Source organism: Sinomonas sp. ASV322 (genome assembly GCF_030908245.1).
Classification (GTDB): Bacteria; Actinomycetota; Actinomycetes; order Actinomycetales; family Micrococcaceae; genus Sinomonas.
This window is the reverse complement of record NZ_JAVFJJ010000001.1, coordinates 568,264-588,017: the sequence shown is the minus strand read 5'-3', so window position 1 is coordinate 588,017 and position 19,754 is coordinate 568,264. Positions and strand designations below refer to the sequence as shown.

The following is a 19,754-nucleotide window of genomic DNA, read 5'->3' as shown; positions in this document are numbered from 1 at the left end:
CTGATCGCCACGGCCGGGGAGCACGTGATCGGCTGGCAGTGGTGCGACACCGAGAAGTCCGCCGCGTGGGCGGCCCTGCTCGAGCGCTTCCCCGCCCCGCGCGTGGTGGTCTGCGACGGCGGTGCCGGCCTGGCCTCGGCCCTGCGCAAGGTCTGGCCGGAGACCCGGGTCCAGCGCTGCCTGGTGCACGTTCACCGCAACGTCCGCACCCACCTGACCCATCGGCCCCGGCTCGAAGCCGGCAGAGCCCTCCTTCGCCTCTCCAAGGCGCTCATGCGCCTGAAGACCGCCGAAGAGGCCGCCGCCTGGGCGACCGCGCTGAACGACTGGCACACCCGCTGGGGCCCGATGCTCAAACAGCGCACCCACCGCGGCGAGGCCGGGGCCGCGCCGTCATGGGTCAAGCCCTCCCAGCAGTGGTGGTACACCCACAAGCGGCTGCGCGCCGCGTACTACCTGCTCGAGCGGCTCGTGAAGGCCGGGACGCTGTTCACCCACCTCGCCCCCGAGCACGAGGACCTCCGGATCGCCTCGACCACAAACCGGATCGAAGGAGGGGTCAACGCCCAGCTGCGCCTGCTCCTGAAGCACCACCGCGGCATGAGCCAGAACCACATGAAACGCGCCGTCGAATGGTGGCTCTACACCCACTCCGAAAACCCCGCCCCGGCCCACAAGCTCATCCGCCCAGAGCACCGCGAACCGCCGAAACGAACACCGACAACGACCGAGGAAGAACGGATCGGACCGGCCCTCTACGACACCGCCACGACCGCCGAGGAAGGCCTCTGGGCACGCACCGGACGGGCCGGCAGAAGCCGATGACACGCCCGGGCCATCCCCACGTTTTGACCGATAACCCTGGAATCGGGGCTAGGCATGTGCACCGTCCGATCGCCGCCTTGTTCGCGGGAAGCACCTTGGCCATTGCCCCTAGCACCCATCTTCAGAGCGTCCTCGCGCTCGAGGGCGACGTGCCCAACTACGTCCCTGAACCGTCGGCTTTCCTGCTCCACCTCTTCACGGGATCCGCCTGGGTCACCCACGCGGTCTCTGTGAGTCACACCACAGCGGCTATCGCCACCTTCTAGACCCGGGCTCTACTGCCCGAGCGGGCCGGACGTTCCGCCCTGACCGGCCAAGCACCGAATCTGCGATCTGGCGGGCGGCTTCGTCGGCCGTGATGTGCGTGGTGTCGATGACCTCTGCCTCACCGTGCAGCCAAGTACGGGCTGCCTCGGCGTATGGCTCCAAGTACGCGAACCGGAACGTCGACGGTCCGAGGACCTTGTCGTTCTGTATACGGTCGCGGAGCGTGGCCTGGTCGGCGTGGAGCACGAAATGCTGGATCGGAATGCCGTGCCCGGTGAGACCGTCGCTGATTTCCCGCCAGTAGCTCTCGACCAGGACGGTCATCGGCATCACGAGTGTGCCCCCGGTGTACTCGAGCACGCGCCGAGCGGTTTCGACAACGAGCGGTCGCCACGGGCCCCAGTGCTGGAAGTTGTCCGTTGCGGGAAGTCCCGGCTTGATGTCCATGAGCACCTCGCCGACCTTCTCGGCGTCGAGGACGCGGGCGTTGGGCAGCAATTGCTGGACGAACGTGCTCGTCGTCGTCTTTCCCGCCCCGTGGGTGCCGTTGAGCCAAACGATCATGGATCGGACTCTACTAGTGCCTATGCACCGACCCGCAGGTTCGCATATGCCGCCGAAAAGTGTCCGGCGAAAGCGCCCAAAACGGGTTGTTCGGGGCGGAGCATGGATCTAGCGTCGGGGCATGGAGCACTTCCTGATCACCCTTGGCCGCGGCCCTGTGTGGGACCCGGAGAGAAGCCGACGTTCCCAGAATGGCTGGGACGAGCATGCGGCCTTCATGGATGACCTCGTTCGCCGTGGCGTCGTCCTCCTCGGGGGACCGCTGGGGGACGACGTCGACGCGGGCCTCGCGCTCGTCGTCGTCCGCGCGTCCGACGCCGCGGCTGCCGCGGACGCGCTCGTCGCCGACCCGTGGCACGACTCGGTGCTGGTCACCGAGCGCGTCGACCGCTGGACGCTCTGGCTTGGGGCACCCGGAGCTTCGTCGACGCGTTGAAACTCAAGGATTACGATCGTGCCATGACGGTCGCGGTCAACCTACACACCGTTCAGCCGCGCAAGCTGGCCGCGGTCCGGCGCCAGGTCGCGCCGAATGAGATTGGCTCGGCATGGGGTCCCGCACTGGGCAAAGTCTGGGAATTCATTCGCAGCCAGCCGGGTCTGTGGACGGACGGCCACAACATCTTCGTCTACCACCACTCGAACGAACCTGGCGAGCCTATCGTGTGTGAGTTCGGCGTCGAGGTTACCCGCACCTTTGAAACGGCGGGGGAGGTGTACGCGACCGAAACGCCGGGCGGAGAGGCTGCCGTGGCAGTTCACCGGGGGCCGTACGACCGCATGAACGAGGCATACAGCGCGATCGGCGAGTGGATGGCGGCAAATCGTCGGGAGTCTGCCGGGCGCTCGTGGGAAATCTACGGAGATCCGACGCCGGATGCGGCCGACACCGAGACGATGGTCGTGCGCCTCCTCAAGTAGCTCAGAACCGGGGGTCTTCCGGAGGGCCACCCCTCCTTGGTCCGGGCCTGGACCTATGTCCGGGCGCGACCTCGACGGGCGACGGCGTCGATCGTCACGGCGGCGACGAGAACGAGCGCCGTAACCACGTACTTTGCCGGGGCGCTGTAGCCCTGCAGGCCCATGCCGTTGTCGATGGCCGCGATCACGAGCCCGCCGAGGACGCCGTGCAGCACCTTGCCTCGTCCGCCGAACAGGCTCGTGCCTCCGATGACCGCCGCCGCCACGGCGTAGAGGACCAGCGTGCCGCCGTCGTACGAGGTCGAGACCGAGCGGAGCCTCGAGGCATAGACGATTCCGCCGACGCCGGCCGTGAGGGAAGCGAGCATGAAAGCGATCGTGCGGATGCGCGCAAGGTTGACGCCGCCCCGTCGAGCTGCCTCGGCGTTGCCGCCGATGGCGTAGATGTAGCGGCCGAACCGGGTGCGGCCGAGCAGGAGTGTCCAGGCGGCGAGGACCCCGAGCACGACAAGCAGCACCCAGGGAACACCGCTGATTTCGATCAGAATGCCGCGGTTGATGTTGCAGAGCCAGACGATCGCGATGCCGGCAGCGAGCACAGCGGCGATCTTCAGCGCGCTCACGCTCGCCGGCGGGGCGACGAGCCCGCTGTTGCGCCGGCGGGCGTCACGGAGCCACGTCCAAGCGCTGAACAATCCGGCGATGGCGAGCATGACGATCCAGCTGGCGATCGGGCTGAGGTTTCCGCTCGCGACATTGTTGATGACGACGTCGTTGATGGGCACCACGCCACCGCTGCCGAGGATGATCAGCATCACACCGAGCCACCCGAGCTGGCCGCCCAGCGTCACCACGAAGGAGGGCAGCCGGAGGCGGGTGATGATCGTTCCCTGCAGCACTCCGATCCCAGCGCAGGCCACCAGCCCGATTACTATCGCCGCCCACCACGGCCAGCCGGTCGTTTCTTGGACGAGTTCGGCCATGATGACGCCGCCGATGCCGCCGACATATCCGATGGACAGATCGATCTCTCCGAGCAGAAGGACGAAGATCTGTCCCATCGCCAGCACCATGAACACGGAACCTTGAATGAGCAGGTTCACGAGGTTGCCCGGGGTCAGGAAATTCTGGTTCAGCGATTGGAAGAGCACCGAAATCAGAACCAGGCCCGCGAGCACCGGCAGCACGCCGCTCTCGCCACCCCGAACCCGCGCCAGCGCCGCGCGGAAGTAATCGGGCAGCGACGTGGCCGTGATGCCGGGGTTGAGGGCCAGGGCGGCGTCCCGCTTGGCGGCTGCGGTCGTCGGTTCATCCGGGGCAACGGGAACGATCGTCAGCTCTTCTGGGGCCGCAGCCGCGGCGGTCTGTTCTTCCAGGGGAGGTTCCGTGGCGACGGCGATCGGGGCTACGGACTGCGGAGATTGCGCGAGTTCTGGCCGTGCGCGGTCGGACAAACCGGTGGTCATGAGATCGACCACGATCTGTCGGTCCAGCTCCGTGACGGGCCGGACGGCTACGAGCCGACCGAGGTGGAGCACGGCGATGCGGTCCGCGACGTGGAAGACATCATTCATATTGTGGGAGACGACGAGGACGGCCACGCCACGATCGGCGAGCTGGCGAATCAAATGAAGGACGACCTCGGTCTGGGCGACGCCGAGCGCCGCCGTCGGCTCGTCCATGATGACGAGCTTCGAGTTCCAGAGGACCGACTTCGCAATCGCCACGGACTGGCGTTGACCGCCGGAGAGCGATGCGACGGGCTGACGGATCGAACGCACCGTCGTCACGGCCAGGCTCGACAGCGTTTCCCTGGCCGCGATCTCCATGCTCTCTTCATCAAGAAGAAAATGACGCAGTCGCTCCCGGCCGAGGAACATGTTCTGCACGATGTCGAGGTTGTCGCACAGCGCCAAGTCCTGGTACACGGTCTCGATGCCGAGGGCGGCGGCCTCGTGCGGCGAACTGAACCGCACAGGCACGCTCTCCCAGAAAAGCTGGCCGTCATCTGGGGTGAAGATGCCTGCGACGCATTTGATCAGGACCGACTTGCCCGCGCCGTTGTCCCCCGCGAGGGCGGTCACCTTCCCCCCCGGCACCTCGAAGGTGACGTCGACCAGTGCCTGCACCGGCCCGAAGTTCTTGTCGATGCTCTCAAGGCGGAGCAGCGGCCCGGAATCTGATCGAGCCAAGGCTCCCGGCCGAACGGAGTCGTCCGGCCGGGCCGAGGCTTCCGGCTGCGATGGCGTTTCTGGAGTCACGCTTGTTCCCGGAATTGTTGGAGTTGGCTAATGGATTCCGGCCGCGGTGCACGCGTCCTTCACCTGGGAGACGCACAGCGCGCCGACCGTCACAGCGCCGTCCTTGACGACGGTGTCCGCCATGTTCTTCGTGGTGACCCACAGCGGAGTCAGGAGCGCCGATGCGACGTCGGCCTTGGCCGTATCATCCATCGTCTTCCCATTGACCAACGAAGAAGGAACGTCCACGCCCGCCCGCAGGTAGATTGCCGCTGCGGCAGCAGCCTGGGCCTCAAAGTAGATCGGCTTGTACACCGTTCCGCACTGGTAGCCCTTCAGGATGTTCTGCAGGCCGGACAGCGACGCATCTTGCCCCGTCGTCGGGAAGGTGTTGGCCGGGATGTTCTTGCTCTGCAGGTAGGCAATCACCGCGTTGGCGTTGTCGTCGTTGGGGGTGACGACGGCGTTGATGTTCGGGTGCGCCGTGTACTGCTGGGCAAAGGTTGTCTGTGCCACCGATGGCGTCCACGTGCCAGCAGGTTCGCCCACGTTCACGTACTCGCCGCTGTCAAAGTGGGACTTGAGTACGCCGTTGTAGCCTTGGGCAAACAGCTTCGCGTTGTTGTCGGTCGGGTCGCCGTCCATGATGAGGATGTTCGGCTTGGCGACCTTCCAGTCGGCGAGGCAGCTGACTTCGCCCTGGCCGATCAGCTGGCCAACCTTGACGTTGTCGAAGCTGACGTAGGTGCGATCTTTCGCGCCGCCCTTGACGAGCCGGTCATAGTCGATCACCTTGACACCGCGGGCAGTAGCGGTCGCCTCGATGGCTGCACCCGACCCTGAGTCGAGGGCATCGACCAGGAGCACGGAGGCCCCGGCGGTAATGTCGGCCTCTGCCTGCGTCTGCATCGTCGCCGCGCTGCCCTGCGCGTTGTCGACCTTGAACTTGGAGGAGTCAAGCCCCGCCGCCTCGAAGGCCTTCGTCAGGTAGGGGGCGTCGAAGGTGACGTACCGTGCGGAGGTCGTGGTGTCGGGCAGCAGCACACCGACCATGCCCTTGCCCTGCGAGGCGAGCGACGTGAGTTGCTTCATCGCGGAAAAGTCGGCGGTGAACGCGGACGCAGAGATCTGCGGTACGGGTCCGCCGGAGCTTGCGGCGCTCGTCGAAGGCGGGGAGCTTGGTGTGCTACAAGCCGCCAGCACCGACACGGAGAGGGCTGCAAGGGTGGTTCCGAGACCTCGTGCAGAGACCTTCAGGTGTTCCAACTTGATCTTTCCTTTTTACTGGCCCGCGATTGCAGGGGATCTGGCGCAGCAGGGCCGGAATCAAGGCGGTTGCAGCCAGGCTGAGGTCAACGCGGGAGTTCGCGGTGATTCCCACTGACGGGTGTCGGCACGCCAGCATCGGGCTGACTGGCGACTCGGGACCGGTGAATCGACATCACGAGTCCTTCGGTATACATGACTTCTTTGTAAGCCTGAAGCCTGTTCTTCACAAGGCTTCGCCCCACGACCCGGCGTCACCAAGCGTCGCGAGGAACGCCCGCACGGCCGGGCTCGGGTTGAACTCGCTCCAGGCGACGTATTCGACTCGCCGGGGGCCGTCGTCGACCTCGAGGATGGCGACTCCCGGGGCTCCCTCGACGGAGCCGCGGGGCAGAAGGGCGACGGCGAGGTCGCTGCTGACGAGGCGCAGCATGAGGTCGACGGTCATGGCTTCGAGGGCTACCCTGCGCTTGAGCCCCGCGGCCTGGAACGCCCCGTCGCTCTGGTTCCGTCCCGGGGTGCCTGACGGGAAGTCCACGAATTCGGCGCCAGCCAGTGCGTCGAGTCTGATTCGCCGCTGGCGCGCGAGCGCGTGGGTCTCAGGGACGACGGCGACGAGCGCCTCCGCCGCGAGCTGACGGTAGGCGACGTCGCGCGGCTCCTCGTGCTCGGGGAGGCCGAGGAAGGCCAGGTCGATGGCCCCGGCGGCGATCTGCTCGGCCATGCGGTCGCTCGCCCCGACCTCGAGGGTTACCGTGACGTCGGGGTGGGCCTTTCGGTATTTCCGCAGGACGAGCGGAAGGTCCACCGCCGTGACGGTGGGGATCATCCCGACCGCGAGTGACCCGCGGACGATTCCGTCGGCGGCCTGAGCCTCCGCGACGGCCCGGTCGGCCTCGCTGAGGCATTGGCGGGCGACGGCGACAAACGCTTCCCCGGCAGCGGTCACCTCGACGCGGCGGCTCGTTCGCGCGAACAGCCTGACGCCGATCTCCCGCTCGAGGTTGGCCACCTGATGGCTCAACGCCGATTGAACGGTGAAGCACTGCTCGGCGGCCCGCGTGAAATTGCGCGTCTCTGCCACGGCGACGACGTACCGCATCTGCTGGAGATCCACGCATCAATGATGCATCACGATTGCTCTCATGAAATACATGTGTTGGACGTATCGATCTGACGATTCGACACTGCTCATATGGGTATCGAAACAGCACTCCGTCCCGCGGTCCGACCGCATCGTGCCACGACGATCGGCATGATCGCGGCCACCTCGATTGCGCCGATCGCGTGGGGCACTACTTACGCCGTGACCACGCAATTCCTTCCTGCAGGCCACCCTCTGTTCGCGTCCCTCCTGCGCTCCCTTCCGCTCGGGCTGCTGGCGATCGCGTTCACGCGCCACGTGCCGAGAGGTTCGTGGCGCTGGAAGGCTCCGATCCTTGGCGTGCTCAACATCGGCGCGTTCTTCCCCTTGCTCTTTGTCGCTGCCGAGCACCTTCCGGGAGGAGTTGCCGCGACGCTCGGAGCGACCCAGCCGCTCATCGTCGCGGGCCTGAGTGTTCTGGTGCTGCGGGAGTCGCCGTCGCTGTGGCGGATTGCGTGGGGAGTCGTGGGCGCCGTCGGCGTCGCGCTGGTCGTGCTCGGTCCGGCGGCCCGCTTTGACCCCCTCGGCATCGCCGCCGGGCTGGGCGGGGCCGTGGTCATGGCACTCGGCGTGACCCTCGCCAAGCTGTGGGGACGCCCCGCCGGTGTGGGAGCTGCAACCTTGGCCGGGTGGCAGTTGGCAAGCGGTGGGCTGGTGCTGCTGCCCCTCGCGCTCGCCGTCGAGGGAGTGCCCCCGCGTCTCGATCTGGCTGCCGCCGGGGGCTATGCGTGGCTCGCGACCGTGGGCGGACTGTTCGCTTATGTGCTGTGGTTCCGCGGAATCGGCCGACTCCCCATCACCGCCACGGCGCTTCTCGGGCTGCTGTCCCCGCTCGTCGCGGCGCTCATCGGCGCCCTGCTCCTCGGCGAGCCTCTCGCGCCAATCCAGAGCGCCGGCTTCGGCGTGGCGCTGCTCGCGCTCCTCGCGGGGCAGCTCAGTCCGGGTCAGCGCTCGAGGTCCGCGCCGCCGTCGCCCGTTGAAGGCCTCTCGGAAGAATCGCGCCGCGCGCCCTGACGGGCGGGCTTGGCTGGCCTCTCTGGCAGCGGCCGGTCGCAGGGGTCCATACTCTTAATGTCCCCAAGGGGCAGTCGGGAATGGTTCGGGGGTCTTCGAGGAGGCGTCTGTCAGGGCCATGGCCGAAGAAGGACGGCGGCTTGCCGGGGAGCTTCGCTGGCTCGACGGGGTCGGGCAGTCGCCCGATGAGGCCGACGACGGCGAGCACCGCACGATGGCATCGCTCGACGCGCACGAGGTCGTGGGCCTCGCGCGGCAGCTCCTGGAACTGGACGGGATCTCGCTCGGCCCGGACAACGAAGTGCGCGCCGTAGGCGCTCCCGCCGAACCTCCGGATCCGCTAGGCGGAGCCGAGAAGGCAGGCGGCTCGCGGGCCCAGGGATCTGGCCCGGCGACCGGCGGCGGCCGGCCGCGTCGACGTCGCCCCTAGCGCCGCGTCGACGTCGCCCGGTGTACTGGTCGGACCGGTGTACTGGTCGGCCAGGGAACTATCCGCTCCAGACGTCCCCGGCTGCGAGGCGAGCGACCTCCGCGCGCGCCTCCTCCTCGCTGAGCCCCGCTTTCTTCAGCGAGTCCAGAAGATGCTCCTCGGCATCGGAACCGAACGTGAAGCCACTCGGCCCTGACCTTCCCCAGTCACCCGGGGTTCCGGCCCAACGGGGCGCGGGTTTCTGCGGGGTCTCGAACTCCCCAGCTCGTTCGTCGAGATGCTGCCACATGTGCATGCGCCTCCTCTGCCCCCGATCGTGGAGGCCGAGAACGGCACAACTGCGCGATTCCAAGGCCAGGGCGCGGGTCGGGATCCAGCCAGACTAGGCCGACGTCACGCAGCGGCCTAGAGGGCGTTTGGAGCTAGCACCCACTTCTCGTCATGCGTCGCTGTCCGGGCAAGAGGTCGTCGCGAGCCCTTGACAGAACGTGCCGGTGCGGGTCTGTGTCCTCGTTCAGCGCCGGTCGAACGTGAGGCCGCCCGGGACCTGGAACGTGGGCATGATTTCGAGCATGCCGATATTGACGTGGCGCGGAGTCTCGATCGCGTAGTCGACGGCGTCGACGATGTCGTCCGTCGTGAGCGATTCGTATCCCTCGTAGTACGTCTTCCACGCTTCTTCCATGGCCTCGGGGCTTCCGCCCAGATTGCGGCCGAAGATTTCCGTCTCCACACGACCCGGGCAGATCTCCGTGACGCGGATCCGCTTCCCGACAGTGTCGTTGCGCAGCTGCCGGGAGATCTGGTGCACCGCGGCCTTGGTCGCGTGATACGCCGTGTGGCCGTAGAAGTTGTAGAGGCCCGCGATCGAGCTGATGTTCACGACGTGCCCGAGGTCCCTCTCCACCATGCCGGGAAGCACAAGGCGCGTGAGCTGGAGGAGCCCTCGGAGATTGACATCGACGATCTCGTCAAGGTCTTCCACCGAGGAATCGAGGATGTTCCCGGGCCTCGAGACGCCCGCGCAGTTGACGAGGACGTCGATCTCGAGGCCGCCCACCGCAGCCTCGAGCGCCCGGGTGTCGGTCAGGTCCACGATATGGGGGGTGGCCCCGACCTGGTCGGCCAGCTCCTTGAGGCGCTCTTCATTGCGAGCGACGGCGTGGACGGCGAGGCCCCGCTTGGCGAGGCGTTCGGCGATCGCCGCGCCCATGCCCGTCGAGGCACCAGTGACGAGGGCGGTCTTGTAGTCAGAGAAGGGCATGGGGTCTCCAAGTCTGCGGGAGTCGGGATCGGGAGGAGGGAAAGGCCGACGACGACGGGCGGCTACGCGTCGCGGAGCGGTTCGTGGGCGCGGTCCTTGACCGTGAGCACCGCCGCGAGCGTTCCGAGTGCCGTCAGGGCCGCATAGAAGGCGGGCATGAACACGTTTCCCGTGGTGCCGATGAGCCAGGTCATGAGGAGGGGAGCGGTGCCGCCGAAGAGGGCAGACGAGATGTTGTAGCCGAGTCCATAGGCCGAGTAGCGAACGCGGGTCGGGAAGAGCTCTACGAGGAGGATGTGGATCACGGCCGTGTGGCCGGCGAAGACGACCGCCATGATGCTCGCACCGAGAATCGCGAGGCCGATGCTGCCGGTCGCGAGGAGCGCGTAGGACGGAACACACACGATCGCCATGGCAATGGCGGCTCCCGCGATGACCTTCTTCCGGCCCACACGATCGGAGAGTGCGCCCATGACGGGGATCGCCGCGCAGATGACGACGAGGCCCGCGGCGGTGATGAGGAGCGATTCCGCGGTCGAATAGTGGAGCTGCTTGCCCGCGAGGAACGTCGGCATGTAGGAGAAGAGGACGTAGTACCCGGAACCGTTCATGAGCGGGATGAACAGGGCCAGCAGCATCGCGCGGCGGTGTTCGGCGGACGCGAAGGCCTCCTTGTAGGGGTTCTTCGAGAGCCCGCCTTCCTCCTTGAGCCGCTGGAAGTTCGGGGTGTCGCTGATCGCGCGGCGGATGTACCAGCCGATGAAGCCCATCGGGATGGCGACGAGGAACGGGATGCGCCATGCGAACGAGCCAAAGCCGCCGCCGTTGATCGCCGCGGCGTTGAGCCATGGGGCCATCGTGAAGCCGATGATCGTGCCCGTGAGGAGGGCAGCAAACGAGGCGATTTGCGCGTAGGACGTGATCTGGCCGCGCTTGTGGGCGGGGGCGTGCTCGGCGAGGAACGTCATCGCGCCTGCGGCCTCGCCGCCCACCGAGAAGCCCTGCACGAGACGCATCGTCACGAGGAGGATCGGCGCGGCGACGCCGATCGCCGAATACGGCGGGAGGATGCCGACGGCTGCGGTTGCGACGCTGATGAGCAGGATGACGAAGACGAGGAGCTTCTGTCGCCCAAGCCGGTCGCCCAGAAACCCGCAGACGACCGCACCGAGCGGTCGCACGAAGAAGGAGATCGCGTAGCCCGCGAACACGAACATGAGCGCGGCGTTGGGATCCCCTTTCGCGAAGAAGACAAGCGAGAGCGTCGTCGCCATGAACGCGAAGATGCCGTTGTCGTACAGCTCCACGAAGATGCCGACGCACCCCGCGATGACGACCTTGAGGGTCTGGCGGCTCGTGAGCTGCCCATGCTGCGTCGCAGCAGCTTCGTGTTGTGTTGCCATGACTTTCCTTTGTGATGAGAGCGTAACGCTCGTGGTGGTCCGGGCGGGATCAGCCGCAGGCAGCCGCTGGCAGCTCCCGCCAGCGGGCAGGGGAGCCGATGCCCAAGAGGGTGAAGACGGTGATGACCGATTGTCGGAGCGCTTCGAGCTGTTGCATCGAACGCCTGTAGCCGGCGGTCGCCTCGGCGACCGTCGTTCTGGCGAAACGGACGGTGTCGCCAGGGCGGGCCTGGGCCAACACATCGAGCCCGAGGCTCGTCGCGACGGCAAGGACGGGATATCCGGCCGTCACACCCCGGCCGCGGTGGAGGACCAGGAGTTCGTGCCGCGAGGGCACCTCGACGGCGCCGACGGGGACTCCTCGGGAGAGCACTTCCCCGGTGGTGGTCCTCTCCGGCAGTTCGCCGCCGAGTCGCAGGCCAATGTGGTTGCTCCTCGGGCTCACGGTGTATTCCGACCTGAAGAGCAGGTTCGCCGAGTCGCCGAACTCGGCGAAGTCCGGGCCGTCCGTTACCTCCACCCGCAGGCGGCGTCCCGGGTGCGGACGTTCGACGGCGAGGCGGAAGAGCGGCATGTCGAAGTACGGCTGACGGATTGGCGGGACGCGGCGGAGGGTTTCGACTGCCATCCCGTCCCTCAGCTGGAGCCCGAATCCGACGACGGTGTCCGGCGCGCAGCTCCCGAGCAGAGTCGGCGCGTCGACTGAGCCATGGATGGCCACGTAGGCCCTGAGGCCTCCGGTGATTCCGCGCACGGCTACGGTCTCGCCCGCGCGGACCGAGACGGGCTCCCACTGGGGGCAGGCCCGCCCGCCGACCGTCAGCGAGAGAGGAGCCCCGGTGACCGCGATCAGGATGTCCGAGGTCGTCGTCATCCTGAAGTCGAGGGCCGTGAGTTCGAGGAGTGGGGCGTTGTCATCGTTCGCCACAAGGATGTTGGCGGCCCTCGCGGAGTATTGGTCGAGGGCCCCGTTGACCGGCAGGCCATATCGGGGGCCACGGAATCTCCCAAGATCGGTGACGACCGAGTTCCCAGACTGCTGGACGATGATCTGCCCGCTCATGACCTTGCCTCCGCGGGATGTGCTTCCGCGCGTCGCGCTTCCATCATCTGCCCCTCGTACGCGGCGAATTCCTCGACCGCGATGGGTCGGAATCGAAGCACGTCTCCCGGCCTGTACGGCACGAGCGGATCCCTGTCCAGATTGAGGAGCGTGAGCGGGGTCTGCCCGACGACCTGCCATCCGCCGGGGGCCACCGCGGGGGCGATGACCGCTTGGCGCCCCGCCACTGCAACGGCCCCGGCCGGGACGCTGAGCCGCGGGTCTTTGAGCCGGGGAACCGGCGCCGGGAAGTCCGGGCCGTCCATCATGGGCGAGCCTGCGGGTGCCCCGAGGCATCGGATCACATAGGTCTTGGACGAGTGGATCCTGATGACGTCCTCGACGGAGATGCCCTCGTAGTCGGCCAGGTACTCGAGATCGGGCCCATAGGCACCCCCATACACCACCGGGACGTCGAACTCGCGGGGTGTGGCGCCGTCGTCGGTCGACAACGCGAGCTGGCGCAGCCCCAAGGCGACGAACGCTCGGATCTGGCGGGCCGACACGGTGAGGGCGTCGAACTCGACGAGGACCGAATCGTAGGTGGGGACCGCGCCATGCAATCCCTCCGCGCCGCAGCCGTCGAGCCACTCGGCGAGGCGGTGCACGGTCGCCCAGTCCTGCTCGGGTTCGCCCGACGTCGCGACGACTCTCAGGGCGGCGTCCCCGGACTCGAAGACGTCGACGGCGGAAGGCATGAGGGCGGGCATTCAGGCCACCGGGTACTTCTCGGCCAGGACGTCGGCCAAGGGGGCGATGCGCACTCCCGCCGCCGCAAGTTCGCTGCGGATGAGTCGGGCGAGCTCGACGGCGCCGTCGTTGTCTCCGTGCAGGAGCACTGTGTCGGCTGCGACCTCGAGATCGCCGCCCCCGACTGTCGTGATCTTGCCTTCGCAGACCATGCGCACCGTGCGATCCACGATCGCGTGCGGATCGTGCAGGACGGCGCCGGGCTGACTGCGCGGCACGAGGGTGCCGTCCTCCTGATAGGCGCGATCGGCGATCCCCACGAGCGCGACGCGGAGTCCGCGAGCCCGCGCGGCCTTCGCGAGCTCGCCCTCCTGGGCAAGGACGATGAGGTTCGGATCCACTCGCGCGGCGGCGTCGGCGACGGCGGCCGCGTAGTCGGGACGGGTTGCCACGAGATTGCCGAGGCGGCCGTGCGGAGCAATGTGGGAGACCCGCGTACCGTGGAAGGCCGCAAAGGCCGAGAGGGCACCGAGCTGATAGACGACGTCGTTGCGCACCTCGTCCTCGGTGAGATCCATCGCGCGGCGCCCGAACCCACGGAGATCCGGGAAGCTGGGGTGCGCGCCGATGCCCACCCCGCGGCGCACGCATTCAGCGACCGTCGCGTGCATGATATCGGGATCGCCGGCATGGAAACCGCAGGCGATATTGGCGCTCGAGACGATGTCGAGCAGCTCGCCGTCATTTCCGATCCGGTAGGCGCCGAATCCTTCCCCCAGATCTGCCACGAGATCGATCGTCGGGTTCACGTGCTTCTCTTTCCGTGGGGTTTGAATACTTGCGAGAAGAGACGGAATTGTCCCGCCTTCGTCTCATTTCTTGTCTCAGGATCGTCTCATTGCGTGGGGAGGCGGCACAAAGACCTTTTGGGTATCACGGGATAGGCATGCGTTATGACGCAGCACACACGGTGGCCCGCCGCCTCGGCCTTCCAGGCCGGTGGCGGCGGGCCGCGTCCGCGGCTAGAGCGCCTTGCGGAGTCCCATGACCCGTTCGACGATGACGACCACCACGAGGGAGATGAGGATGAGGATGACGGACAGCGCAGCCACGGCCGCATCGGCGGAGTTCTCCACGTAGCGGAGCACTTGAACGGGCAGCGTGGGGAGCCCGGATTGGGCGACGAACAGCGAGATCACGGCCTCGTCGAACGAGACGATGAATGCGATGACCCCGCCCGCGATGACGCCGGGCTGGATGATCGGCAGCGTGATCCTGCGGAACACCGTCCACGGGCCGGCCCCCAGAATCCGGGCAGCCGCCTCGCACGACGTGTCCGTCGTCGCGAGGCTCATCATCGTCGTCCTGACGACGAACGGGAACGTGATCGCGACGTGCCCGATGATGATCCCCTCGTACGTATTCGTGAGCCGAAGCGGGCTGAGGATCAGCACGAGCCCCAGGGCGAGCACGATGCTCGGGACCAAGAGCGGCGAGAGGAAGAGCGAAAGGACGGCCCCTTTGCCCTTGAACTCGAACCGCTCGAGTGCGAGCGCCGCCGGCACGCCGATGGCGAGCGTGATGAGGGTCACCGAGACGGCGACAATAAGGCTCACCTGCATCCCGTTGACGAAGATGCTCTCGTCGGGGAGGACTTCATACCATTTGAGGGTGAATCCTTGGGGAGGAAATGAGAGGTACTGGTTCGATGAAAACGAGGTGACGACGACGACGAGGAGCGGCGCCAAAAGGAAGACATAGAGAATGAAGACAAGAATGCCGAAGAGGGGCTTGCCGATCTTGAATTTGGGCTTGAACAACGGAGCCTCGTTCATGGTTACCCTCCGAGCTTTTTCGTGAGGCGCTGATAGACCGCCACGACGGCGCCGAACAGGACGAGCAGGATGACTGAGAGCGCTGCGGCAAACGGCCAGTTCAGGAGGCCGGTTGTCTGGTCGTAGATCTCGGTCGCGAGCACCTGGACGCTCCCGCCGCCCAGGAGCGTCGGGGTGATGAACGTGCTGATGGACAGGACGAAGACCATGAGGAAGCCGGTCAGGACGCCCGGAAGCGTGAGCGGCAGCGTGACCTTGGTGAAGATCTGGAACTTGCTCGCGCCGAGCGAGCCGGCCGCCTCTTCAAGCTGGGGGTTGAGCCGCCCGAAGCCCGAGATCATGGCCAAGATCGCGTACGGCATGGAGATCTCCACGAGCCCGATCTGGACGCCCAGCATGTTGTTGGTCAACTTGAGTGGGGCGCTGATGAGCCCGAGTGCTTCGAGGGACGAGTTGACGAGGCCGTTCGAGCCCAGGATGACCATCCAGCCATAGGTGCGGACGACGGCGGACGTCAGCAGGGGCGCGATGGCGATGGCGAGGAGGGCGCTCTTGTACTTGCTCGTGGTCCGCGCGAGGAAGAGCGTGATCGGGTACGAGAGGGCGACGCACACAACCCCGACGACGACACCCATCTGGAACGTGTCGAGCGTGACCTTCCAGTAGAACGGATCGCTCAGCGGCTGAATGTAGGAGTCGAGCGTGAAGCCTTCGATGATCACGCCGTCGGCCTCGCCGTGGTTGAACGACATGCGGATCATGTACGCCAACGGCAGGACGAAGCTCACGAGGAGCCCGAGGATCGCGGGGATCAGGAGAGCGGTGTAGGTGCGGCGGTCGCGCCTTGCCTTGGCCTTCTCCAGGCTGCCCGGCGTATTGCCCGCCCGAAGTCCGGGTCGCTCCTGGGTCTGGGTCGTGGTCATGCGGCAGCGACCTCTGGGTTGCCCGGCAGGAGATAGGCGTCGGACGGGTTCCATGACAGATAGGCAGAGTCTCCGGGCCGGGGCACCGCCGCACTCGATGTCATGAACTGTGCCTGGAGCGTCCGCTCGCCGACCCTGACGGAGAAGCCGACCGTGTCCCCGGTGTAGCTCACGCCCACGATCGTCCCGGCGATGCCTGCCTCGCCACCCCGTGCTTCGAGCGAGACGCGAAGGCGATGTGGCCGGACGACGAGCTCTCGGGTCGATCCCACGAAGCCAGGGTGGCCCGTTGCCCCATAGCGGCCCAGGCCGTCGACGTCCACGGTGTAGTTCCGCTCCGAGGCTCCGCCGGCAGTTGCCCCGCCGCTCGCGGTCGGTCCGTTGTCTGCGACAACGCTCGCAGTGAGGAAGTTCGCCTGGCCGATGAAGTCGGCGACGAAGCGGGTGTTGGGCCGTTCGTAGATGACGCTGGGGGAGTCGTATTGCTCGATGAGCCCGCCGTTCATGACGGCGATGCGGTCGGCCATGTCGAGCGCCTCGTCCTGATCGTGGGTCACGAAGAGGGTTGTCGCCCTCGTGCGCTGTTGGATCGAGCGGATCTCGCTGCGCATCGTCTCGCGGAGTTTCGCGTCGAGGTTTGAGAGAGGCTCGTCCAGTAGAAGGAGGGTCGGTTCGACGACGAGGGCCCGCGCGAGGGCGATGCGCTGCTGCTGACCGCCCGAAAGCTCGCGGACCTTTCGTTTCGCGAGGTGTCCGAGCTTCACCATGTCGAGGGCCGCGGCGACCCGCCGTGACTGTTCCGCAGGCGGGACTCTGCGCATCTGAAGTCCGAACGCCACGTTCTGCGCAACGTCCATGTGGGGGAAGAGCGCGTAGGACTGGAAGACCATGCCCATCCCGCGCTTGTTGACCGGGGTCTGGGTGATGTCTCTGCCGTCGACAATGATGGAGCCCGCTGTTGGGTCCATGAGACCGGCAACCATCCTGAGCGTCGTGGTCTTTCCGCAGCCTGAGGGGCCCAGGAGGGCCACAAGATGACCCTCCTCAACCTCCATGCTGAGCTTGTCCACGGCAGGGTCGAGGCCTGGTGCATATCGCTTGGTCAGGTCGACGATCGAGAGCTTGGACTGGTTCATTCGGTGACTCTCCTCGTGCAGGGTGCGAGCGTAGGAAGCGGTCGTCGCTACTGCTTGGTGATGATCTGACGCTTCCAGGTCTCGGTCCACTTGTCGCGGACAGAAGCGAGGAAGTCGACGTCGAGCGGCAGGATCTTGAGGGATCCATCGGTCGGGACGACGCGGGCCTGGACGTCAGCCGGGAGCTTGGCGTTGCTGACCGACGGGGCGTAGAACAGGGCCTTGGCGAACGCTTCCTGGGCTTCGGCGGAGAGTGCGTAGTTGATGAACGTCTTGGCGGCCGCCGAGTGCGGGGCGCCCTTGACCAGGTTGATGGTGTTGATCTGGTACGCCGTGCCTTCCTTCGGGAACGCGACGCCGATCTTCTTCCCGGACTGGTCGGCGTAGTACTGCCCGCGAGCGTTCTGGCCGAGGCCGATCACGGTCTGCCCGGTGATGACGTTCTGGTATTCATCGGGGTTGGGCGCGAACGTCTGGATGCAGGGAGCCAGCTGCTTGAGCTTGTCGACGCCCTTGTCGATGCTCTTCGTGTAGTCCTCGCCCTCCATGCTCGACGTGATGGCCGTGAGGGAGATTCCGAGGAGGGACGGCGGGGCGACGACGTTGACCTTTCCGCAAGTGGACTTGTCCCACAGCGCGTTCCAGCTCGCCGGGGCAGTGGGGAACGCCTTGGTGTCGTACACGACGCCAATGGCATCGAGCATCGCGACCGGGCCGTAGCCGTCCTTGTTCCTGAACTTGTCCGGGACGTTCGCGAGATTTGCGACGGCGGACGCATCGACCTTGTCGAAGAGCCCCTGCTTGTTGCCGCTTTCGGATACCGATTGGTCCATGATCGCGACGTCGGTGTTCGGGTTGCTCTTCTGCCCCTGAAGAGCGCTCAGCATGTCCGCTGACGAGCGCTTGGACGCGAAATTGATCTTGATGTTCGGGTACTTGGCCTGGAATGGCTTGATGACGGCCGCCGTGTACTGATCCTGCCAGATTCCTGAGTAGGCAATCACGTCGACTTCGCCTGACGTGGCCGAAGCTGCATCGGAGCCGGAGCTCGTGTTTCCGCATGCGGAAAGAGCAAGGGCGGAAGCCATCATGAGCGCTGTGGCCGCCATCCCATACTTCGTGTAAGATCTCACGGTGCCTCTTTCTTGGTGAACAATGTTCCGGGAATCGGGTGGGAACGGATAGCATTTATTCGCAACCACCGATTTGAGTGCGAACTGGCGGGGGCTGGAACTTCAAATTAGCGACTGAGGCGCACGTCACACAAAGACCGGTTCTGTGTCCCGGCATAGGGTTCGGTTATGACCGGCCCATCCATGTGATGGTGCCGTTCCGCAGGCGAGTCAGTGAAAGGCAGGAGCCGTGGACACGCGAAAGCTCGAGTACTTCGTGAAGATTGTCGACTCCGGGAGCATCACGAAGGCAGCGGCGGCCCTCCACGTTGCCCAGCCCGCCCTCAGCCAGCAGGTCTCGGCACTCGAAAAGGAGCTCAAGCAGCGACTCCTCATCCGCAGCAAGCAGGGCGTCGAGCCCACGGCCGCGGGGAACTCGCTGTACCGCCACGCGCAGACGATTCTGCGGCTCGTCGAGGAGGCCCGGCAGGATGTCGCGACGTCTGGCGCTGCACCTTCCGGACGGGTTTCCATCGCGATCGCGCCCTACAGCATGGCTTCGAGCCTCGCCCCGAAGATCGTCCGCGAAGTCAAGCGCCGCTACCCGGACATCCTGCTGCATCTCACCGAGATCTTCGGGGGCGTCCTGAGCGAGGCGATCAAGAACGGCAAGCTCGACATGGCGCTGATCTACGAGCCGGGAGAGATCCGGGGCGTGCGGTTCACGACCATGATCGTCGAAGATCTCTATCTGGTCGCGAATCCTGCTGTGGAGCTTGAAACCGATCCTTCCGGCGCGGTCACGCTTGAGACAGTGTCGGGATTCGAGCTCTTCCTTCCGGAGAGCAACCATACGATCCGACAGGTTGTCGACGGGGCGCTGCAGGACCGTGGTCTCCCTCTGCGGCTCGCAGGTGAAGTCGAGTCGGTCCCCTCTCTGGGCCGTCTTCTCCGCGCGAACCTCGGCGCGACGATCCTGCCGCGATCCGCCGCAGACACGCTGTTTCCCGATCAGCACTTCCAGGTGCACCGCATCGTCGAGCCGGCACTTCAGTGCAAGATCGCCCTGTGCACGGCTGATCACGAGCCGATGTCCGAGGCCGCGTCCGCCGTGCTGATTCTCGTGCGCGAGATGGTGAAGAACCAGCTCCTCGATCGCTACGGAACTGGTCCCGCCTAGCCGTCGGCGGAGCGGGATCATCCATACGGCTTCCTTATCGCGGCACCCTACTTTGATCTTATTCAGGCCGAGCAGTCCTGACTATTATCGGAATATCAGATCAATTCATCGGACTGCGAATACGCTGTCGTCGTCGAGGAAGCCTGACATGAAGAAGATCAGCCAGACGAGCTGGAACCTGAGGAAATCCCACATGGCCATGATTGCCCGAACCGGAGCGCATTGCCCCGCCAACGGCCTCTGGCAGCCCGTTGATTCCTCCGCCGAGCCGCTTTTCGTTTTCGAGGGAAGCATTATGCCGACCCACCTCGGCGGAACTGCCGAGTGGATACTTGTGGCCACCGGCGCCCGCCCGGCCGATAGCGCTCGATGGTGACAGGCCGCCGACCTTTGCGCATGATGTGAAAACACCGGAGAGAGGGAGCCCTGCCGAAGCAG

At 66.1% G+C, this 19,754-nt stretch carries 20 protein-coding genes; 7 read left to right on the top strand and 13 right to left on the bottom strand.

All coding sequences use genetic code 11. The annotated features are described in order from the left end of the window. On the top strand, nt 1–825 hold an 825-nt coding region (locus RBS12_RS02695; protein WP_307964492.1), incomplete at its 5' end, for an IS1249 family transposase. Nucleotides 826–1,074: 249 nt separating this feature from the next. On the opposite strand, the gene RBS12_RS02690 is transcribed toward RBS12_RS02695, so the two are convergent. Beyond that, nucleotides 1,075–1,656 carry an AAA family ATPase gene (locus RBS12_RS02690; RefSeq protein WP_307964491.1) on the bottom strand — a complete coding sequence of 194 codons (582 nt, stop codon included), beginning with the start codon at nt 1,654–1,656 and terminating at the stop codon, nt 1,075–1,077. Nucleotides 1,657–1,777: 121 nt separating this feature from the next. On the opposite strand from RBS12_RS02690, the gene RBS12_RS02685 reads away from it, so the two are divergent. Then, complete coding sequence (locus RBS12_RS02685; RefSeq protein ID WP_307964490.1) at nt 1,778–2,092, top strand: hypothetical protein; 315 nt, start codon at nt 1,778–1,780, stop codon at nt 2,090–2,092. Between the two features lie 23 nt (nt 2,093–2,115). Beyond that, nucleotides 2,116–2,577, top strand: a complete 462-nt coding sequence (locus tag RBS12_RS02680) for a GyrI-like domain-containing protein (RefSeq protein WP_307964489.1) — start codon at nt 2,116–2,118, stop codon at nt 2,575–2,577. 53 nt (nt 2,578–2,630) lie between these two features. Here RBS12_RS02680 and RBS12_RS02675 read toward each other — a convergent pair whose 3' ends face one another. From RBS12_RS02675 to RBS12_RS02665, 3 genes are all read right to left on the bottom strand, one after another. After that, nucleotides 2,631–4,838, bottom strand: a complete 2,208-nt coding sequence (locus RBS12_RS02675; protein WP_307964488.1) for an ATP-binding cassette domain-containing protein — start codon at nt 4,836–4,838, stop codon at nt 2,631–2,633. Nucleotides 4,839–4,865: 27 nt separating this feature from the next. Continuing rightward, a complete protein-coding gene (locus tag RBS12_RS02670) occupies nt 4,866–5,909 on the bottom strand; it encodes a substrate-binding domain-containing protein (RefSeq protein ID WP_307964487.1) in 1,044 nt (347 codons plus the stop codon). 400 nt (nt 5,910–6,309) lie between these two features. Then, nucleotides 6,310–7,200, bottom strand: coding sequence for a LysR family transcriptional regulator (locus RBS12_RS02665; RefSeq protein WP_307964486.1), 891 nt, complete (start codon nt 7,198–7,200; stop codon nt 6,310–6,312). A 78-nt stretch (nt 7,201–7,278) separates the two neighbouring features. Between RBS12_RS02665 and RBS12_RS02660 the strand changes: the two genes are divergently transcribed. Beyond that, nucleotides 7,279–8,241, top strand: coding sequence for an EamA family transporter (locus RBS12_RS02660; protein WP_307964485.1), 963 nt, complete (start codon nt 7,279–7,281; stop codon nt 8,239–8,241). Nucleotides 8,242–8,359: 118 nt separating this feature from the next. Next, nucleotides 8,360–8,671, top strand: coding sequence for a hypothetical protein (locus tag RBS12_RS02655; RefSeq protein WP_307964484.1), 312 nt, complete (start codon nt 8,360–8,362; stop codon nt 8,669–8,671). A gap of 514 nt (nt 8,672–9,185) precedes the next feature. Here the strand turns inward: RBS12_RS02655 and RBS12_RS02650 are convergent. From RBS12_RS02650 to RBS12_RS02610, 9 genes are all read right to left on the bottom strand, one after another. Then, nucleotides 9,186–9,935 (bottom strand): SDR family oxidoreductase, encoded by a 750-nt coding sequence (locus RBS12_RS02650; protein ID WP_307964483.1) that lies wholly within the window; start codon nt 9,933–9,935, stop codon nt 9,186–9,188. Between the two features lie 62 nt (nt 9,936–9,997). After that, on the bottom strand, nt 9,998–11,338 hold the full coding sequence (locus RBS12_RS02645) for an MFS transporter (protein ID WP_307964482.1): 1,341 nt from the start codon (nt 11,336–11,338) through the stop codon (nt 9,998–10,000). A 49-nt stretch (nt 11,339–11,387) separates the two neighbouring features. Beyond that, nucleotides 11,388–12,401 (bottom strand): biotin-dependent carboxyltransferase family protein, encoded by a 1,014-nt coding sequence (locus RBS12_RS02640; protein WP_307964481.1) that lies wholly within the window; start codon nt 12,399–12,401, stop codon nt 11,388–11,390. Further along, nucleotides 12,398–13,150, bottom strand: coding sequence for a carboxyltransferase domain-containing protein (locus tag RBS12_RS02635; RefSeq protein ID WP_307964480.1), 753 nt, complete (start codon nt 13,148–13,150; stop codon nt 12,398–12,400). Before RBS12_RS02635 ends, RBS12_RS02640 begins: the two co-directional genes overlap by 4 nt. Continuing rightward, entirely contained in the window at nt 13,151–13,939 is a 789-nt protein-coding gene (locus RBS12_RS02630) for a 5-oxoprolinase subunit PxpA (RefSeq protein ID WP_307964479.1), read from the bottom strand. Nucleotides 13,940–14,152: 213 nt separating this feature from the next. Continuing rightward, nucleotides 14,153–14,965, bottom strand: coding sequence for an ABC transporter permease (locus RBS12_RS02625; protein ID WP_307964478.1), 813 nt, complete (start codon nt 14,963–14,965; stop codon nt 14,153–14,155). 2 nt (nt 14,966–14,967) lie between these two features. Beyond that, complete coding sequence (locus RBS12_RS02620) at nt 14,968–15,888, bottom strand: ABC transporter permease (protein ID WP_307964477.1); 921 nt, start codon at nt 15,886–15,888, stop codon at nt 14,968–14,970. Next, nucleotides 15,885–17,024, bottom strand: coding sequence for an ABC transporter ATP-binding protein (locus tag RBS12_RS02615; RefSeq protein ID WP_307964476.1), 1,140 nt, complete (start codon nt 17,022–17,024; stop codon nt 15,885–15,887). Before RBS12_RS02615 ends, RBS12_RS02620 begins: the two co-directional genes overlap by 4 nt. A gap of 47 nt (nt 17,025–17,071) precedes the next feature. Beyond that, nucleotides 17,072–18,157, bottom strand: coding sequence for an ABC transporter substrate-binding protein (locus RBS12_RS02610; RefSeq protein WP_307964475.1), 1,086 nt, complete (start codon nt 18,155–18,157; stop codon nt 17,072–17,074). Between the two features lie 229 nt (nt 18,158–18,386). Between RBS12_RS02610 and nac the strand changes: the two genes are divergently transcribed. Continuing rightward, nucleotides 18,387–19,316 (top strand): nitrogen assimilation transcriptional regulator NAC, encoded by a 930-nt coding sequence (nac, locus tag RBS12_RS02605; protein ID WP_307964474.1) that lies wholly within the window; start codon nt 18,387–18,389, stop codon nt 19,314–19,316. 148 nt (nt 19,317–19,464) lie between these two features. After that, a complete protein-coding gene (locus RBS12_RS02600) occupies nt 19,465–19,692 on the top strand; it encodes a hypothetical protein (RefSeq protein WP_307964473.1) in 228 nt (75 codons plus the stop codon). Nucleotides 19,693–19,754 lie beyond the last annotated feature (62 nt).

What these genes read in the sequence shown, in the direction of transcription:
- RBS12_RS02650 (WP_307964483.1), bottom strand. Translation starts at nt 9,935, where the DNA reads ATGCCCTTCTCTGACTACAAGACCGCCCTCGTCACTGGTGCCTCGACG.
- RBS12_RS02615 (WP_307964476.1), bottom strand. Translation starts at nt 17,024, where the DNA reads ATGAACCAGTCCAAGCTCTCGATCGTCGACCTGACCAAGCGATATGCA.
- RBS12_RS02625 (WP_307964478.1), bottom strand. Translation starts at nt 14,965, where the DNA reads ATGAACGAGGCTCCGTTGTTCAAGCCCAAATTCAAGATCGGCAAGCCC.
- RBS12_RS02690 (WP_307964491.1), bottom strand. Translation starts at nt 1,656, where the DNA reads ATGATCGTTTGGCTCAACGGCACCCACGGGGCGGGAAAGACGACGACG.
- RBS12_RS02680 (WP_307964489.1), top strand. Translation starts at nt 2,116, where the DNA reads ATGACGGTCGCGGTCAACCTACACACCGTTCAGCCGCGCAAGCTGGCC.
- RBS12_RS02600 (WP_307964473.1), top strand. Translation starts at nt 19,465, where the DNA reads ATGAAGAAGATCAGCCAGACGAGCTGGAACCTGAGGAAATCCCACATG.
- RBS12_RS02655 (WP_307964484.1), top strand. Translation starts at nt 8,360, where the DNA reads ATGGCCGAAGAAGGACGGCGGCTTGCCGGGGAGCTTCGCTGGCTCGAC.
- RBS12_RS02660 (WP_307964485.1), top strand. Translation starts at nt 7,279, where the DNA reads ATGGGTATCGAAACAGCACTCCGTCCCGCGGTCCGACCGCATCGTGCC.
- RBS12_RS02685 (WP_307964490.1), top strand. Translation starts at nt 1,778, where the DNA reads ATGGAGCACTTCCTGATCACCCTTGGCCGCGGCCCTGTGTGGGACCCG.
- RBS12_RS02640 (WP_307964481.1), bottom strand. Translation starts at nt 12,401, where the DNA reads ATGAGCGGGCAGATCATCGTCCAGCAGTCTGGGAACTCGGTCGTCACC.
- RBS12_RS02620 (WP_307964477.1), bottom strand. Translation starts at nt 15,888, where the DNA reads ATGACCACGACCCAGACCCAGGAGCGACCCGGACTTCGGGCGGGCAAT.
- RBS12_RS02645 (WP_307964482.1), bottom strand. Translation starts at nt 11,338, where the DNA reads ATGGCAACACAACACGAAGCTGCTGCGACGCAGCATGGGCAGCTCACG.
- RBS12_RS02635 (WP_307964480.1), bottom strand. Translation starts at nt 13,150, where the DNA reads ATGCCCGCCCTCATGCCTTCCGCCGTCGACGTCTTCGAGTCCGGGGAC.
- RBS12_RS02670 (WP_307964487.1), bottom strand. Translation starts at nt 5,909, where the DNA reads ATGAAGCAACTCACGTCGCTCGCCTCGCAGGGCAAGGGCATGGTCGGT.